This window comes from Hungatella sp. SL.1.14 (genome assembly GCF_024460495.1).
GTDB classification, from domain to species: domain Bacteria; phylum Bacillota; class Clostridia; order Lachnospirales; family Lachnospiraceae; genus Hungatella; species Hungatella hathewayi.
Map to the genome: position 1 here is coordinate 154,117 of NZ_JANFYJ010000009.1, position 16,138 is coordinate 170,254.

A 16,138-nucleotide genomic window follows, 5' to 3' on the forward strand; every position below is an offset into this window, starting at 1 on the left:
AGTTTATACTCCTTTAAATCAGTGTGTTTGCCGCCATGCACCCAGATCAGTGATTGGCTCATATTCAAGTTCCACTTCGGACGGAAGATCGTAATACTCATCCATCCAGTATATCATATACTTAAAATTTTCATCGTAAACCATCTCGCAGCTGCACAAACGATCCGGATTCTGATAAAGCGTTAATTTCTTTATCTCCTCCCCGCCATCACGGATTCGTGCCGCCGCATCCCTGATCACTCCATCGTTGTACATAAGCACTTCATAGTTGATGCTGTAGCCCCGGTAAATATTCTTAAGGTTTGGAATACTGACAGCCGCCACTATAATAAGTCCGGCAATCCCCCATACGGCACTTTTCCGTTCCAGCAGAATCAGACAGAATAAGTACCCGAACAGCGTGTAAGACAGATAGATAAACGGAAGCAGCACCCGCTGGGGAAGCTCCGGCACCACCACGAGGCAGGCCAGCGTCAGAATCGCTGATAAGAATATCATTCCCATCAAAATCTGGTTTCTGTCATACAGAATACGGATTACCTGCACCGCCGTCACAAGGAGATAGAGAAACAGGACCCATATCATCACCTGGGAATGACCGCCCGACCCCAGGACATGGCGGTTCAGCTTTAGAAACAGGTACACGGTGACCGCCGCTGAGAAGGCCAGATACCCGATATTCAAGACAGTATATTTCATACGCTTCCATATCATATAGGCTCCCAGGCACATCAGAGCCATCAACAGCACTGCCAGATAATTCTGGTTATCAGAAGAAAAAAACAGATTCATTAAATTTCTTAAGTTGGTCAGTACCTTCTGAATAAACGGCAGATTGGAAAACTCGCTGTTGTTGTCCATACGCATCTTAACCGCCGGTGATGTCAGGATCGGGAGCGCTCCGGCCACAGCCGCCGCCAGCGTTCCGAAATCGTAAGCGCGGACACGGTACTTCTTCAAAGTCTTCCAGGCAATCACCATACAGATATAACCGATCACAGCCACCAGCCACTCTTCCTGAGAAAACGCGGCAAAGAACGCCAGCACGATGCAGGCCGCCTTTTTCCAGGTCTTTGGTTCTTCCCCGATTGTCTCATAATAAAGAACTGCCAGGACCAGAAATGTGACTGCAGGTACTACATACAGAAAGCTGGCCGCATACCAGTACGTTCCCAGACGCTGAATCAGAATTCCAATGGTCCCGTAGAGCAGACAGATAAAAGCCGCCAGAAACACCGGGCGCCAGCCCGCAGGCTTACTATGGCGCATGACCACGTAATGGACCAGAAGCAGAATCGCCAGAACGCTGGTTGCCATAAAGGCCTGGACCGCAGCCAGTCCGCCAGTCATATTTAAAAAGCTGAACAGGAATAAGTAAAACAGCCTTCCATTCGAATAGAAGTAATGTTTCCCCATAAATGAAAGCAGCTGGGATAACGTATAGTTGGAACCAATCACATCCGGCACCGTATTCCCATAGCTGAGCGATAAGTATCCGAAGTCATCATAATACACGAATACTTTGCCGAACTGCATGATCAGAAACACGTAAAACGCCAGAAATACCAGTCCGATTCCTATTTTAACTTCTTTCTTCATTTCCAACTCCAACCTTTCCGCCTAATCCACATTCTTCTTTATATAACATTTGTCAAATTCTGTCAATGCCGCCCGACTGGTTTCCGTATATTCTCCGTCGATATCCACCCGCGCCAGCATATTCCCTTCCTCATAACAGATGGGAATCAGCTTGCCATATTCAATGAGCGTGCGAACAAGGCTGTAACACCGCTGCTCCTCCTCCATGTATCCGGCTTCTGTGTAAACATAATCCGTCTTCGCATAGTCCATAAACTCCACGAAATTATCCATGGTTTTCACCAGAACCACATTTCCCCAGGAACCGGTAATATCATCGTACGACTGGGCATTGCAGGGGAATCCCAGTACTCCGGGATGATCTCCCACCGCGATCAGACGGTTTTCAGGGTCTTCCGCCAGAATATCCCAGATCTGTCCGTTTCCTTTTTCAACCATTTCCTGGTGCTTCGCCTCCTGATGGTCGTAATACCCGTGATGCTTCCAGGATACCGGTGAAAATCCCACAACCCAGCTCCAGTTTGTCAGGGAGGACACCACAGCGCAGAAACACATCACAGGAACCAGGATACCGCATAGCCCGTTTCTAACCGCCTTGTCCGAGATCCGGACTACGAGCCGCATCACATAAAGCGCAGCCAGGACGTAAAGCAGCATAAAGTAATTCCCATCCACCTGAACCAGCATATAGAGACTGACTACGCAGACAATCAGAAAGGGAATAAATACCACGTTCAGCCAGGACGAAAGCAGCCTCTCCCTGTCATTTTCCACATTTTTTCTGTAAAACAAACTGAATATCCACAAAAGCAGCACAATAAAGAGCAGAAATCCACCCCAGGCAAGAATCACATGGTCCATATCCACGCCCAGAGGCCGGAGCAGGAAGCCGAATGCCCGCCTGATAAAATTCACAAGCTGTTCGCCAAAAGGCAGCTCCGCTCCGCTGTTAGGAATTTTATTGACATTGAAGGGATATTTCATCTCCAGCCCCAGCTTCGTAAGAATGGAGGAGAATACCGAGGTCACCGGCAGTCCTGTGATCATTACAGTTCTGGCCCAGATTCCTGCAAGTGCCAGAAGTGATAACAGAAAAAGCCCCAGCGCGCCCGTCTGTCCCGCATTCCCTTTTCCACCTGCCTGTCCCGCTTTTCCTTTCCCGCCTCCCGACGGAAGCAGGCGTTTCCACACCAGAAACAGCAGGCTCATACCAAGGATGGCTGTGGAAAATACGAGAGCCGTCGGCTTCAGTGTCCATGTCAGAAAGAAAGAGGCGAACCCGTATGCCAGATATCTCCACTCCCTTCTGCCCTCCTTCAAATACTTAAGAAGATAAAAAATCATGATTTCCTGGAAGAGAAGCGTAGCAATATCTGTCTTGGTGGTAATGGCCATATTCATGATTCCCGGCACACCGGCTAAAAGAGCAGCAAACATGATCGAGTGGCCTTTTCCCATATAGAAACGGGCAGCCTGGTAAGCCATAAAGATGACGCCCGCCGTCAGCCACAGATTAAAAGCAAGCAGGAAGCTGTATGAGGGCAGATTGGCAAGGGGAAGCGTCATCACTTCCCAGCCCTTTGAATACGTATAGACGATTCCGATCGTCCCCATATTTTCATAAATCCCATTCCCGTTATCAAGCACATACCGGGATCGGACGCCATACCAGAGACTGTCAAAATCGAGAGCAATATTCATACGCCCGGCCTGAATGCAGAACATGGTCACGATAAACGCAATACAGAGCGCCGTCAGCCAGGGACTGTTTTCCCTCTTTTGCCCGGCCTTCCGGCTGCTCCATGCCGACAAACCTCTATTTTCTTTCCCACGCCGCATACACAGCCGGAGAATCAGAAGGATACCGCTGGCTATGACAAAAATCTGTAAATCTCCGATAGCGCCGATTCCCACAGCCGACATCAGACAGAAGATCAGAATTACAAGAAGAGAGCCGCCCAGAAAATAAACAGCAGTTCCATCGGACTCCTTCAGCTTTAAAATATCTCTGCAAAAAAATTCTCCCAACAGAATCAGGTAGATCAGGTAGATGCCTGCCGTCACCACCGGAAGAAACACCATATGCCCCCAGAAAAAGACGGACAGAACTAAAATGGTCCCGGCCGCCTTTAAAATCCGGCTTCTTATGAGTCCATACAGGACAGTAAAAACACAGAAGAGAGCAATCACTTCTGCCATCATATTGTAATATTCTTTCTGCTGCCTGTGCCAGGACAGGATTCCTTTTACGAACACCTGGTCCGCGGAATATGCAATCGCGCCCAAAGCACATACCCACAGAAGCAAAACCAGCCCTCTGCTCTGCAAAGAGCCGCCTGACTTCCTTCCGCGGGGAGATTTATGAGTCCGTTCCATCCGTTTCACCACCTCAGTAACATGTTTATTTCCGGTCCCGAAAGACACCCCAGCCGTTGTCTTTTAATATGGTCAGCGCGTCCCGGATCTGGCCGCCGCTTTCCGGACGGGTTGTCCGGTATTCAAACTCCGCTCTCAATTCGTCATCCGTCATCTCTTCATAGTCCAGTGCCATCTGTGCCCGTTTTTCGAAGGTTTCTTTCCGATCCGGCGCCTTCTTCAGTTCATGGTACGTCGTATACACATTACCGGCCAGAAACAGCAGGCAGAAGACGACGGCCACAGCAGAGAACCGACGGTATTTTTCCCGCGCTTTTTTGTTCGTCACCATTTCATTGCGGCACAGTGCAAAGGTCAGGATAATGCCAAATATGCCTGCCTGAAACTGCAGGGCGTATCTGGAGCTGGCGCCATAGTCATCAACCAGAAAAATCCACCGTGACAGGAGTATCAGCACATGGTTCAGTCCCCCCGATACAATCAGTATAAGCGGCACCATTGACTTTTCATACAGACGGTACCGGAAATTCAAATACAGTGCATATAAGTAAGCCGCTATCACAAGAAGTCCCAGAACTGCAAACGGGACGATATTTCCCTTAAATGCGGCAATGGCCTCCTCGATTCCAACGACCATGGATGAAAAAGAAATCAGAATAAAACGGACAAAAAATCCCGGGGTCTGAGTAAGCTGAGTGAACAGCCCCACCTCGGCTGCAGCCGCATGGTCCTCCACCGTAAGCGAATTGCTCCATATGTAAAGCAGAAGCGCCGCTAATGTACACAGCGCATAGAGAAGGTAAGTCCTCTCAAACCGTTTCGTTTTTCTGTAATCCAGAATCGTCATAAATCCATAGGCCATCATGACTGCCACAGAATAGATGGCACAGTACGGACCGGCCGTCAGGATTGTGATGGCAAATGGAAGGATTGCCAGAAGCTTTCTGTCTCCCGGCCTTTCATCCCCCGTCCACAGCCTGTCCATGACGAGATAGTGGTAATAGAATCCGGCGAAGGCCAGAAAATGCGCCCAGCCGCTTCCATTGATCAGCATCTCCCATTTATTCAGACTGAACATCAGCACCATCAGGATGGCGAACCAGACGGTCCTTACCTTCCTTAACTGACAGTATTTCCCCAGAATAAAGCCTGACAGGCCCAGCGCCAGAACACCGAGCACCCGGTCAAACATGGTATTAAATCCGAAAAATTCCACATTGATGATGCGGGCCAGGTAATTTACCGGAATCCTTGTAAGTACGTCCGGCACAAAGAACTTTGCCGGATTCCACACATCCGGAAGATAACTGTTTACCAGCCTGATATAGTCTGAATAGATCACATCGGAAGCCGCAATGTGGATATACCACATACAGAACAGGATACCGGCCAGCGGAAGAATGGATAAATAGTATCTGCGTTTCATAGAGTTCCTTTCCAGTTATTAGTCTGCCGTAAAGTTCACAATCATGGAGAATCGCTTCTCCCCTCTTTGCTCTCCCGCATCCTTTAAATAGAAATTATTATCAAACCGGAGACTGGCGATCTGATTGGGTTCCGCCTCAAGCTCCAGCTTCATGGTATTCTGATTGATGACCAGATCCCTGACCGGCTCTCCATTCAGGGAAATCGTGGAGATCTCTGACCCCGTCAACGCTCCCGGGTAATAAATCTCTAATTTGATCACACCACTGGATCCCGTCATAATCCGAACCTCTGCACTCTCGTCCATCCAGCCGTCCCGGTAATATCCGTAGACCGCCTCACACTTTAAATTACGGACAAAATCAGTGACATCCTGAAATGCGTTATGAGCCGGATCTTCTTTAAGAACCAGCATATTATTGGTGATCAGGCCGATATCATGGATCGAATCGATGAAATAAACTTCCGTTCCCTCCGCCTTCCTGTCACGGTCAAACTCCTTGAAGAAGGTTCTGGCCGTAAAATCACTCATCTGATATGAATTCCCTATAATATAGATCTTTCTGCCGAAGATATCATCTCCATATTTCTCATACGTCTCTTCCGCCAGCGAATTATACCGCTGCTGGTCAGCCCAGAAATAAAGGTTGTGATACTGTCCCCGGTAATAATTCTCCACCGGAGCCATGATTATGATGTAGACCAGAAAGAGCCCGCCGCAGAGAACTGCACTCTGGCGTCCCGCCTTTTTGTCGGCTGCCTTTCGCACTTCCCGTTTGATATCAACGACTTTGCCGTGTTCCGGCTTTGCCGTAATCATCCCGTATAAACAGGCGGCCAGCAGATACGCGGCCGTCATGGATACATAGATCCATCTGGTCTCCACACGGATGGTAACGCTGGAAGCACCGATACAGAGGGCGATAAATACGAGAAACAGGCTGATATCGCGCAGAGCCTTCCGTCTGCCTTCCTTATCCCGGATCAACCGGATGACAGCCAGTATCACAAGCACCAGAAGTGCCAGATCTGCCGCTATGATCTGGACATGAATCCACGAAGGAGACTCTGCCCAGCTTGCGCCGCTTAAATGACCGGGTCCGGCATTCACGCCGAAGATATACAGAACCTGGTCAACCGCATAGCGCAGGGAAGTCATGATATTGAAGGTATCAGCGACATTCGTCCCCCCCGTGCCCGCCGGAGCCACACCACCGGTCGTCAGCACACGAATCGCCATAACCACTGCAAATACTCCGGCAGGAAGAAACCAGCCTGCCTTCTTTTTCCCTTTTTTATACAGAAGCGCCAGATATATAAGGGGAAGCAGTGCCAGATAACGCTCATGGATAAAACACACAGCAAAATAAAGCACACACGACCGGATCAGATACTTCCTGCCGTCCCCCTTCTCATCGACGTAACGAAGCAGACAGTAGAGTATCCCAAGCGCAGCCCACAGGGCCAGACTCTCCATCAGCCCGTACACCTGTCCGATCTGGTAGTAGGACATTCTGGATAAGAGATATAGGAAGCCGCATCCAAGCCCCATCAGATAACTTCTCGACAACCGTTTTCCAAACCGGTATACTGAATAGGCGATACAGCCGTTTAAGATAATATTAACGGGTACAAACCAGCCGATGTGATTTCCAATTACAGCCAGCTCCAGCCATGCGGCCAGATAATACAGGAATCGGAACCGCGTGCTCCCCAAGGGGAAAATAAACTGCCCGAAGGTCTGCTCCCCGTAACAGGACCAGAGATAGAGGTCATCCATATAAAGCCCCTTTATTTCAATTCCTCTGTTTATGAAGAAGGCAAATGCCATAAGCAGTCCTGCGGCAATGATCTCGTCCTTCCATTTACCGATTCCATCCATAAAGTGCTTTTCTGTCATAGCTGTCTCCAATCTGTCCCGTATTTAGAAAAAGCGTTCTTCCAGCATCAGGCACAGGGCGTGATAAACAGGAAGATGCAGCTCCTGAATCTTAAATGTCTCCGTCTCAGGCACGACAATCGCGGTATCTGCTTCTCTTTTAAGCGCTCCGCCGTCTTTTCCGGTCAGTCCAATGGTCTTCATGCCAAGAGCCTTCGCAACAGTCAGTGCATACATTACATTTTTTGCATTGCCTGAAGTAGAAATTCCCATCAGCACATCGCCCGGCTTTCCATATCCGTATGTCTGCTGGGCAAAGATCAGATCACCGTCCACGTCATTTAAATAAGCGGTGGAGAGGCCCGCATGACCGGTTAATGCGATGGCAGGAAGGCCGCCCTGCAATTTACCAGCCAGCTCTGTTCCCCGTACCGCATCGACGCTTTTTAAGCTTTCAGCAAAGGAATCCGGTACCGCTCTCCGCTTGACAAAGCCCTTCATCAGTTCACCGACAATGTGTTCCGAGTCGGCACAGCTTCCGCCGTTTCCGGCAATCAGCAGCTTTCCGCCCTGTGCATAGCAGCCCTCCAACAGTTTGTAGGCACTTAGCACATCGTCTTTTACCACATCAAGTACCGGATACCGCTCCACCAGTTCCTCTAAATACTTCATAGGTTCCATCTTATCGTTCCTCCTCATAATGAGCCGCTCTGTTCTCCGATGATCCATTCCGCTGCAGACAGCAGATCCGGAGAGTAATGTTCGAACGCCTTCTTCTGCTCTTCCTCAGTCATCTCCGCCGCAGTCTCCGCGCCATATCCGGTTCCCACGAGCACGGATTTTATCCCGTAATTATGGCCGGCTTCTACATCTAACAGCTTATCGCCGACCATATAAGAGTGTGTCTTATCCACCTGATAATACTGCTCCGCCATGAGAAACATTCCGGTCTCCGGCTTGCGGCAGTGACATGCAGTCTTATATTTTCCAATTCCGTGAACCGGGTGATGAGGGCAGTAGAAGAAGTGGTCGATGAAGGCGCCCTGCTCTTTTAGCCGTTCATTCATATACTCATGAAGCAGGATTACATCCTCTTCCTTATAATAGCCTCTTGCAACTCCGGCCTGATTCGTCACCACGACGACAGCGAATCCATTCTCCCGCAGGCGTCTGATCGCGTCTCCGACTCCGGGAAGAAACCTTAGATCTTCCGGCCTGTGCAAATACTCCACTTCTTCGTTAATGGTTCCATCCCGGTCTAAAAATATCACTCTGTCCATGCATCATCTTCCTGTAATCTGTATTATAATTTAAATGTGTAATCTCCGTTGGGCATATGGACTTTGACACTGTCGTAATTCCACCGTTCTTCATCCGTGACCCACGCCTGGGCACCCCGGAGTTCGAAATTCCAGTCCGTCAGCTGACCGCCCGCCGCCTCCAGCCTGGCTGCCACTTTATGGCGCACATTATAAGGACAGTATACCAGAAGATATCCACCGCCTCCGGCACCCAACAGCTTTCCTCCGAGAGCGCCGGCCCTCAGCGCCTCATCATAAAGCTCGTTAATCTGTGGTGTAGTAATCTTACTGCTCATACGCTTCTTGCTCTGCCAGCCATAATCCAGGAGTTTGCCAAAGCTGTATAAATTTCCCTTTAAGAGCTCGTCCTTTAAAGCATAAGCCAGGGCCTTTACCTCGCACATGGCATCAAACGCGTCCTTCTTTTCGTAGTTCTTTACCTGATCCTTGATAATATTGGCAGACACGTGAATATTCCCCGTATAACACAGCAGTAAATTATACTGCAGTTCATGGATAATTTCTTTCTTAATGCGCAGCGGATTAACCACCACGTTATTGCGTCCATGGAACTCGATGAAATTAAACCCGCCAAAAGTAGCCGCATACTGATCCTGATAGCCGCCGTCAATCTTTAGATCTTCCCGTTCCACCTGGTAGGCCAGATCAGCCAGGGCATACCCATCTAAGTAAACGCCTTTCCATTTTGCCATGGCGATTAAGAGCGCTACCATAACCGTGGAAGACGTTCCAAGCCCCGATCCCGGGGGCGCGTCACACTGCAGATAGACTTCGCACCCCTGTTTGATATCCATGGCCTTCAATGCGGCCGTTACGAGATCCAGGCGGCCATCATACACGTAGTTTTCCTTTGTATTGTATTTCACCGTCATATCAAAATCCAGGGAATGGACGATGATCTGGTCGTCATTTCTGGGAACGATGGAACAATACGCGTACTTATTGATCGTGCTTCCAATGATTGCACCGCCCTGTTCTACGCAGAACGGCGCCACATCTGTGCCTCCGCCCCCAAAACTGACCCGAAGCGGTGCTCTTCCTCTGATTATCATACAGTTACTGCCCCTTTCTCTACATCGTCAATGAAACGGTAATAGTCCTCCGGAACACCGATATCAATGAAATACCCGTCGTTCACGATTCCTCCCAGAGCTTTATCCCCGCTGGAAAGCCACTTCGGAATCATATCATGCTCCAGGGAAACCTTTCCCTCCGGGATCTCGTCCAGAAGGGCCCGTTTCATGTAATAAACCCCGCCGTTAATCGTCCCCGGACAGGCCTCTTCTGTCTTCTCATCAAACGCGGTCAGACGCTCTCCCTCCAGAACAGCCCGGCCATACCGCGACACATCAGGCACCTCCCGCAGCACAAGCGCCATATCCAGATTCTTTTCCCGGCTCATCTTCACCAGACGGCCGTATGGAATCTGGTAGAAGGTATCCGCATTCAATACAAAAAAGCGGTCGTCCGTCACCAGGCGTCCTGCATTCTTAATGGCGCCCGCGGTACCTAACAGAGTTTCCTCGTAAGCATAGGAAACTCTGATTCCCAGACGCGCCCCGTCACCAAAATATTCTTCCACCATAGAGCCTTTATATCCAACAGCAAATATAATCTCCGTGATTCCATGGTTTTTTAACTCCCGCACCACATACTCCATAAATGGCTTATCCCCGATTAACGCCATGGGCTTTGGACGGTCAGCCACCACGGAACGAAGTCTGGTTCCCAGCCCGCCTGCCAGTAATACTGCCTGCATCGTCTGTTTTCCTCCTGTTATTTAAAAATATGCATAATAATCCATTTTGCATCACATTATACCATAGATTGCGGGGAACAATCCACCATCTTAAGGATTTTGAAATAAAAATGTTGAAAAAACAGATGCGTGAGATCGGCCAGTCCCCGGAAGATTCCTCAGTCGAGCCGATGAACCTTATTTCTGAATTCCCTTGGCGTACAGCCCTTGTTGATCTTGAAAGTCCGGTTAAAAGTAGAGAGATTCGTATACCCCGTACGCATGGCAATTTCGGTTATTGATATGTTCGGGTCGGCAAGCAGTATCTCTGCTTTTTTGATTCTCTCAGTCGTGAGAAATTCTAAAAAAGTCATATTCACATACTTTTTAAACGTGTGCGCAAAGTGATATTTGGAGAACCCTACATGCTTTGCCACAGTCTCCAGTTCGAGAGGCTCAGTACAGTTTCTGGCGATAAAAAAACAGGCTTCCGCTATCAGCTCCGTCGTTTTTGCATTGCAGGGATCCGCAGCAGCCTCCTTCATCTCACTGAAACAGCGATTTCCCAAATGTATAAATATTGATAATAAATCCGTATATAAAATCACTTCTTTAAATGGAAGATCAGAATAAAATACATCTCTCATATGGATAAAAATATCCTTCATCAAAAGTATCTGTTCTTCTGATTCGCAGGCGCGCATGATCTGCATCTGCGTAAGTCTGTAAGACATGCAGCTGAATTCCTTCATATTCGTTATCAGTTCAAACGGAAACTGAACAATCAGCAGCTCTTTTTCACACCCCTTTGATTTGATGGAATGGAGAACCCCGGGATAGCAGACTGCCACATCAAGCTTTTCCATCTGGTAGGTATCATATCCGAGTCCCAGCTCAAAACTCCCGTCAAAGCTTATCATAATTTCGACAAACGTATGCCAATGCAGCGGAAAATCCGTTGGAATGCCGGCATAAGAAATATTAACCATAAGTCCGTGATTAAAGCTCAAATTCTCATAATATTCACTAAGAAGCATCTTCTTCTCCTTTGCATTATCATGTAATATTCACCACACCATACTCAAGCACAGCAATATATGACAGCACTTTGCGCAACATTTCAGTGGTTTCGCCCTGCAAAATACCGCATAATAAATAAAAAGAACAAGGGAACCGCACAATATTTACACTGTTTCAATGTTTCTATCCTTAATAGTAACATATCGCAGGGTATATTGTACACGAAAATGTTTACAGACAAAAAGGAGGACTATGATTATGGGGATTGTTGACGGAAAGACCATCTGTCAGGTGGCACTGGTAGTAAAAAACATTGAGGAAACTGCAAAGGCATATGCCGAACTCTTCGGCGTAGATGTTCCGGATGTATTTACGGTTCCGCCTGAGAGTGAGGCACACACAAAATTTAAAGGGCAGCCCACAAATACGAGAGCAAAACTGGCGGTATTTGATTTAGGACAGGTTGTACTGGAAATTACGGAACCAGACAGCGAGCCCAGCTCCTGGCGGGAATTCCTGGATAAAAATGGCGACGGCATCCATCACATCGCATTTATGACCAGAGACAGAGAACCGGTTGTCCAGTATTTTGAAGAGAACGGGATGCCGGTCCGCCACTATGGCGAATATACAGGCGGCAACTATACGGTATTTGACAGTAAAGAAAAATTCGGTACCTTTATCCAGGTGAAAGAAGACAAAAACTTATAAATCAGGGAGGAAAAATTATGAAGTTACGCAAAATCGCAGCCTTAGCACTCGCAGGAATAACAGCTGCAAACTTAGCGGCATGCAGTTCGGGTACAACACCGTCAGGCACAGAAGCAGCGAAAGCCACAGAAGCCGCAAAGACAGAAGCTGCCGCTGAAACAACGGCCAGCGAAAATTCGGCAGCCGGTACTTTTGCCGGAATCGAAAAAGAGGAGACGGACCTTACCGGTGAACTCGTCTACTGGTCAGCATTTACAGGCGGTTCCGGTGAATGGGATCAGAGCCGGGTTGACTTATTCAATGAAATGTACGCGGATAACGGTATCCATGTCACCCGCCAGCAGATTGAAGGCGCCGGTATCAAAAATGGGGCTCTCATGTCGGCAGTGGCCTCCGGGACCAACGCTCCTGACTTAATTATTTCCGACTCGCCGATCGATGTATACTCTTTTGCGGTTGAAGGCGCCTTTATGGCAGTAGATGACCTTCTCCCAAAAGTAGGCATTGATCCCGACAGTTTCTTTGATGGTCTTGATGACCTCATTAAGGTAGACGGAAAGACGTACCTGGTACCGCAGGATGCAAACGTGCATCTTCTGTATTATAACAAAAAACTGGCAAGAGAGGCTGGTCTTGATCCGGAAGCACCTCCGACAACGCTGGAAGAACTTGACGCCTGGGCTGATGCTCTCTCCATACCGGATGATAAAGGCGGATTCAAACAACTTGGTCTGATTCCATGGATTGGCGACGGCGGTGATACCAGTGGCGATGCTTTCCACATTCCGTTCGTATTCGGCACAAACGTATACGATCCTGCAACCAATAAGCTTAACCTTACAGAAGATAAGATGATTCAATACTTTGAATGGATAAAAGGATATTCCGAGAAATATGCACCCACGATTCAGGAATGGGGCACCTCGGCCGGAGGCGTATTCGATCCTTCGTGTCCTTTCTATACGGAAAAAGTAGCCATGTATTTCTGCGGCAACTGGATGGCCAATGCCATCAAACTGACAGTCGGTGATGCTATTGAGTGGGGCGTAACAGCGGTTCCTGCACCTGATTACGGTCGTGCAAAAGCAACCACCTTAGGCGCTAACCCGTTTGCAATCATCGAAGGTTCTGAGAATGCAGAACTTGCGGCATTCTTTATCAAATTCTGTATCAGCCCTGCGATTCAGGAAGACAACTTTGCACAGTGGAGATCCATTCCCTGTTCAGATGCTGCTTTTGACGGCGTCAGCCTCACAAAGAACGGCGATGCAATGTATGCTCTGGAGCGTGAGATCGCCAACAATCCGGAAAACGGAGTTCCTGCCATGTGTTCCGTTTCAACAGAACTTGCCGACCAGTTCCAGAAAGCGCGCCAGGAAATAGTATTTAACGGTGCTGACATTACTTCTACCCTGCAGGCACTTCAGGAGAGAATGCAAGCCACACTTGACAGTGCAAATTAACAGACGCGCAGATTGAACAGCTGCGCAGATGATAAGCGGCAGGCGGTGAATAACCGCCCTGCCGCAGAAGTAAGGAGTGTAAAAATGGAAAAAAAAACAGGTATTTCCGTTAAAACAAGAAAATACGACAGCATTGAATACTCTCCCGGCGTAATCGTAAGAAAAATTGTAATGTACGCGATACTGATCCTCATCTCAGTTGCTTTTATCGCTCCAATTGCCTTTATGTTCTTCGGCGCGTTCAAAACGACCATGGAACTGGCCAGAGTACCGTTTAAATGGCTTCCGGACAGTTTCAGCTTAGCCAATTTTAAAGCAGTTTTCGAAAAAATACCGTTTTTTTTGTATTTAAACAATACTTTAATCATTGTATTTTTTAATATGATCGGCTCTCTTATTTCTAACAGTCTGGTGGCCTACGGATTTTCCCGCATTAAGTGGCCCGGACGGGATAAGGTATTTATACTGGTCATTATCACCATGATTCTGCCTTTTCAGATCACCATGGTTCCCCTGTACCTCATGTTTAACAAGTGGGGCTGGATCGGTACGTTCTTACCGCTTACCGTCACCTGCTTTTTCGGCTCCCCATTCTATATTTTCCTGATCAGGCAGTTTTTAATCGGGATACCGAATGAACTGTCCGCATCCGCAAAAATAGACGGCGCCGGAGAATTCAGGATATTCTGGCAGCTTACCCTTCCACTTGCCAAGCCCGTACTCGCAACAGTTGCCGTTTTTGCATTTATGAAGAGCTGGAATGACTACATTGGTCCTCTGATCTTTCTCTCGGATCAAAAACTTTACACGCTGTCGCTTGCTGCTTCCATGTTAAAATCTAATCTTGATCCGCAGTGGACGGTACTTCTGGCGTTGGGATCCATGCTCGTTATGCCTGTGCTGATACTATTTTTTGTACTGCAGAAGTATTTTATTCAGGGCGTGACCATGTCCGGCATAAAAGGTTAAGGAGGGGCACATGGACTATAGAAAAAAAGACATTCGCAATGCATTACTTTTCATATCGCCATGGATTATCGGCTTTTTAGTATTTACACTTTATCCTATTTTGAGTTCGCTTTATTATTCATTTTGTGAATATAAAGTAATTAAAGCACCTGTTTTTATCGGTTTTAAGAATTATATTGATCTCTTTAAGGATAAGAGTTACTTAGCAGCACTTGGCAATACCGTTTATATGTTGATTTTCGGTGTTCCAGTTACCACAATTGTCGCAGTAGCGGTATCCATTCTTTTAAACAATAAACACCTGCATCACGCAGGAATTTTCAGAGTTGTATTCTTTATACCTACACTTGTCCCGACAATCGTAGCCTGTTTTTTATGGATATGGATGTTTCAGTCAGGTGGTATTGTTAACACAGTACTTGGATATTTCGGCATATCGGGACCGGCGTGGCTGTCAAACAGTACATGGGCGAAGCCGGCTTTTATCTTTTACATGATATGGACGATAGGAAATGCCGTCATCATTTATCTTGCGGGCTTACAGGATATTGATCCGAGTCTTTATGAAGCCGCTGAAATTGATGGGGCGGGTTTTATAAGCCAGACAATATCTGTCACCATACCGCTTTTGCGTTCCACGATTCTTTATAATACGGTGACATTGATCATAGGCGTGTTCCAGTGGTTTGCCGAACCACTCATCATCACAGAAGGCGGCCCCGGCAATGCAACGCTGTTCTACTCACTATATTTATATCAGAACGCCTTCCGCTTCTTTAAGATGGGCTATGCCTGTGCGATGGGCTGGATACTGCTTTTGATATCACTCGCAATTATTCTTGTACTGTTTAAAGTATTCAAATTTGGAGAATCAGATAACTGAAAGGCGGTGTAATATGGCAACAGGACTTATAACAGGAGCGGATATGGGATTAGGGTTTGAGCTTACAAAGCTGGGACTTTTAAGAGGCAATACCATGATCGCCATCGTGCTCCATGCATCCGGAGAAAACATAACCGGTCTAAAATCCCAATACGGCGAAAAGCTGACAATCATAGCTGCGGATATCACAGACGAGGCCGCGATCCGTGATGCTGCGGACAGAATTTCAGATAAATTCAAGCAGATTGATTTTATCGTAAATAATGCAGGTGTGCTGTTCGGTTCAAAATACGACAAAATTGATGAGATTGTTGACCTTGATGTTGCAAAATTCAGGAAAACTTTAGACGTCAATGTAACGGGCATGGCGATTGTTCTTAAGTATTTTATGCCTTACCTCTACAAGTCTTCCTGCCCGGTCATCATTAATATAACTTCCGAGGCTGCTTATCTTGGTTCCGGCGGTTATAACTATCTGTCGTATTCAGTCTCAAAATACGCGGCGAACATGTATACACAGAAAATCCGCAACTATCTGCATGATGAACGCCCCGAACTCGGTGTGAGAATCTTTATGATGCATCCGGGCAGAATGCAGACGGTTATGGGAGCGGAGAACGCACAGATCCCTTCATCAGAATCCGCAGAAGGCATCTATAAGGTGATAGAGGGGGAGACAGACCCGAAACTGGAAATACCGTTTATCAACTATAAAGGGGAAGCCATGCCGCACTGACCGCGGAAAAGGAAGAT

General features: G+C 47.6%; 14 protein-coding genes. 5 read left to right on the top strand and 9 right to left on the bottom strand.

Annotation, left to right across the window (positions count from 1 at the left end):
• Window positions 1-18: 18 nt before the first annotated feature.
• From NE473_RS11990 to NE473_RS12030, 9 genes are all read right to left on the bottom strand, one after another.
• Window positions 19-1,599, bottom strand: a complete 1,581-nt coding sequence (locus NE473_RS11990) for a DUF6056 family protein (protein ID WP_055650398.1) — start codon at window positions 1,597-1,599, stop codon at window positions 19-21.
• A 21-nt stretch (window positions 1,600-1,620) separates the two neighbouring features.
• A complete protein-coding gene (locus NE473_RS11995) occupies window positions 1,621-3,975 on the bottom strand; it encodes a glycosyltransferase family protein (RefSeq protein ID WP_055650397.1) in 2,355 nt (784 codons plus the stop codon).
• Window positions 3,976-4,000: 25 nt separating this feature from the next.
• The gene (locus NE473_RS12000; RefSeq protein WP_055650396.1) at window positions 4,001-5,401 is read right to left on the bottom strand and encodes a hypothetical protein; all 1,401 of its coding nucleotides are present in this window, start codon (window positions 5,399-5,401) and stop codon (window positions 4,001-4,003) included.
• Between the two features lie 18 nt (window positions 5,402-5,419).
• Window positions 5,420-7,300: a putative glycosyltransferase family protein gene (locus NE473_RS12005; RefSeq protein WP_022031741.1), complete on the bottom strand. Its 1,881-nt coding sequence runs from the start codon at window positions 7,298-7,300 to the stop codon at window positions 5,420-5,422.
• A 24-nt stretch (window positions 7,301-7,324) separates the two neighbouring features.
• Window positions 7,325-7,960: a D-sedoheptulose-7-phosphate isomerase gene (locus tag NE473_RS12010; protein WP_022031742.1), complete on the bottom strand. Its 636-nt coding sequence runs from the start codon at window positions 7,958-7,960 to the stop codon at window positions 7,325-7,327.
• Window positions 7,961-7,974: 14 nt separating this feature from the next.
• Window positions 7,975-8,559, bottom strand: coding sequence for a D-glycero-beta-D-manno-heptose 1,7-bisphosphate 7-phosphatase (gene gmhB, locus NE473_RS12015; protein ID WP_055650395.1), 585 nt, complete (start codon window positions 8,557-8,559; stop codon window positions 7,975-7,977).
• Window positions 8,560-8,582: 23 nt separating this feature from the next.
• Window positions 8,583-9,653, bottom strand: coding sequence for a GHMP family kinase ATP-binding protein (locus NE473_RS12020; RefSeq protein WP_006771679.1), 1,071 nt, complete (start codon window positions 9,651-9,653; stop codon window positions 8,583-8,585).
• The gene (locus NE473_RS12025; protein ID WP_022031744.1) at window positions 9,650-10,360 is read right to left on the bottom strand and encodes a nucleotidyltransferase family protein; all 711 of its coding nucleotides are present in this window, start codon (window positions 10,358-10,360) and stop codon (window positions 9,650-9,652) included. The genes NE473_RS12020 and NE473_RS12025 overlap by 4 nt, the downstream gene beginning before the upstream one ends.
• 158 nt (window positions 10,361-10,518) lie before the next feature.
• Window positions 10,519-11,376: a helix-turn-helix domain-containing protein gene (locus NE473_RS12030; RefSeq protein WP_055650394.1), complete on the bottom strand. Its 858-nt coding sequence runs from the start codon at window positions 11,374-11,376 to the stop codon at window positions 10,519-10,521.
• A 241-nt stretch (window positions 11,377-11,617) separates the two neighbouring features.
• Between NE473_RS12030 and NE473_RS12035 the strand changes: the two genes are divergently transcribed.
• The 5 genes from NE473_RS12035 to NE473_RS12055 all read left to right on the top strand — a co-directional run bounded on the left by NE473_RS12035 (window position 11,618) and on the right by NE473_RS12055 (window position 16,121).
• Complete coding sequence (locus NE473_RS12035; protein WP_050797749.1) at window positions 11,618-12,070, top strand: VOC family protein; 453 nt, start codon at window positions 11,618-11,620, stop codon at window positions 12,068-12,070.
• 17 nt (window positions 12,071-12,087) lie between these two features.
• Entirely contained in the window at window positions 12,088-13,533 is a 1,446-nt protein-coding gene (locus tag NE473_RS12040) for an extracellular solute-binding protein (RefSeq protein WP_055650393.1), read from the top strand.
• Window positions 13,534-13,617: 84 nt separating this feature from the next.
• Window positions 13,618-14,502 carry a carbohydrate ABC transporter permease gene (locus NE473_RS12045; protein WP_006771673.1) on the top strand — a complete coding sequence of 295 codons (885 nt, stop codon included), beginning with the start codon at window positions 13,618-13,620 and terminating at the stop codon, window positions 14,500-14,502.
• Window positions 14,503-14,512: 10 nt separating this feature from the next.
• Window positions 14,513-15,385 (top strand): carbohydrate ABC transporter permease, encoded by an 873-nt coding sequence (locus NE473_RS12050; RefSeq protein WP_006771672.1) that lies wholly within the window; start codon window positions 14,513-14,515, stop codon window positions 15,383-15,385.
• Window positions 15,386-15,398: 13 nt separating this feature from the next.
• Window positions 15,399-16,121 carry an SDR family NAD(P)-dependent oxidoreductase gene (locus NE473_RS12055; protein WP_055650392.1) on the top strand — a complete coding sequence of 241 codons (723 nt, stop codon included), beginning with the start codon at window positions 15,399-15,401 and terminating at the stop codon, window positions 16,119-16,121.
• Window positions 16,122-16,138 lie beyond the last annotated feature (17 nt).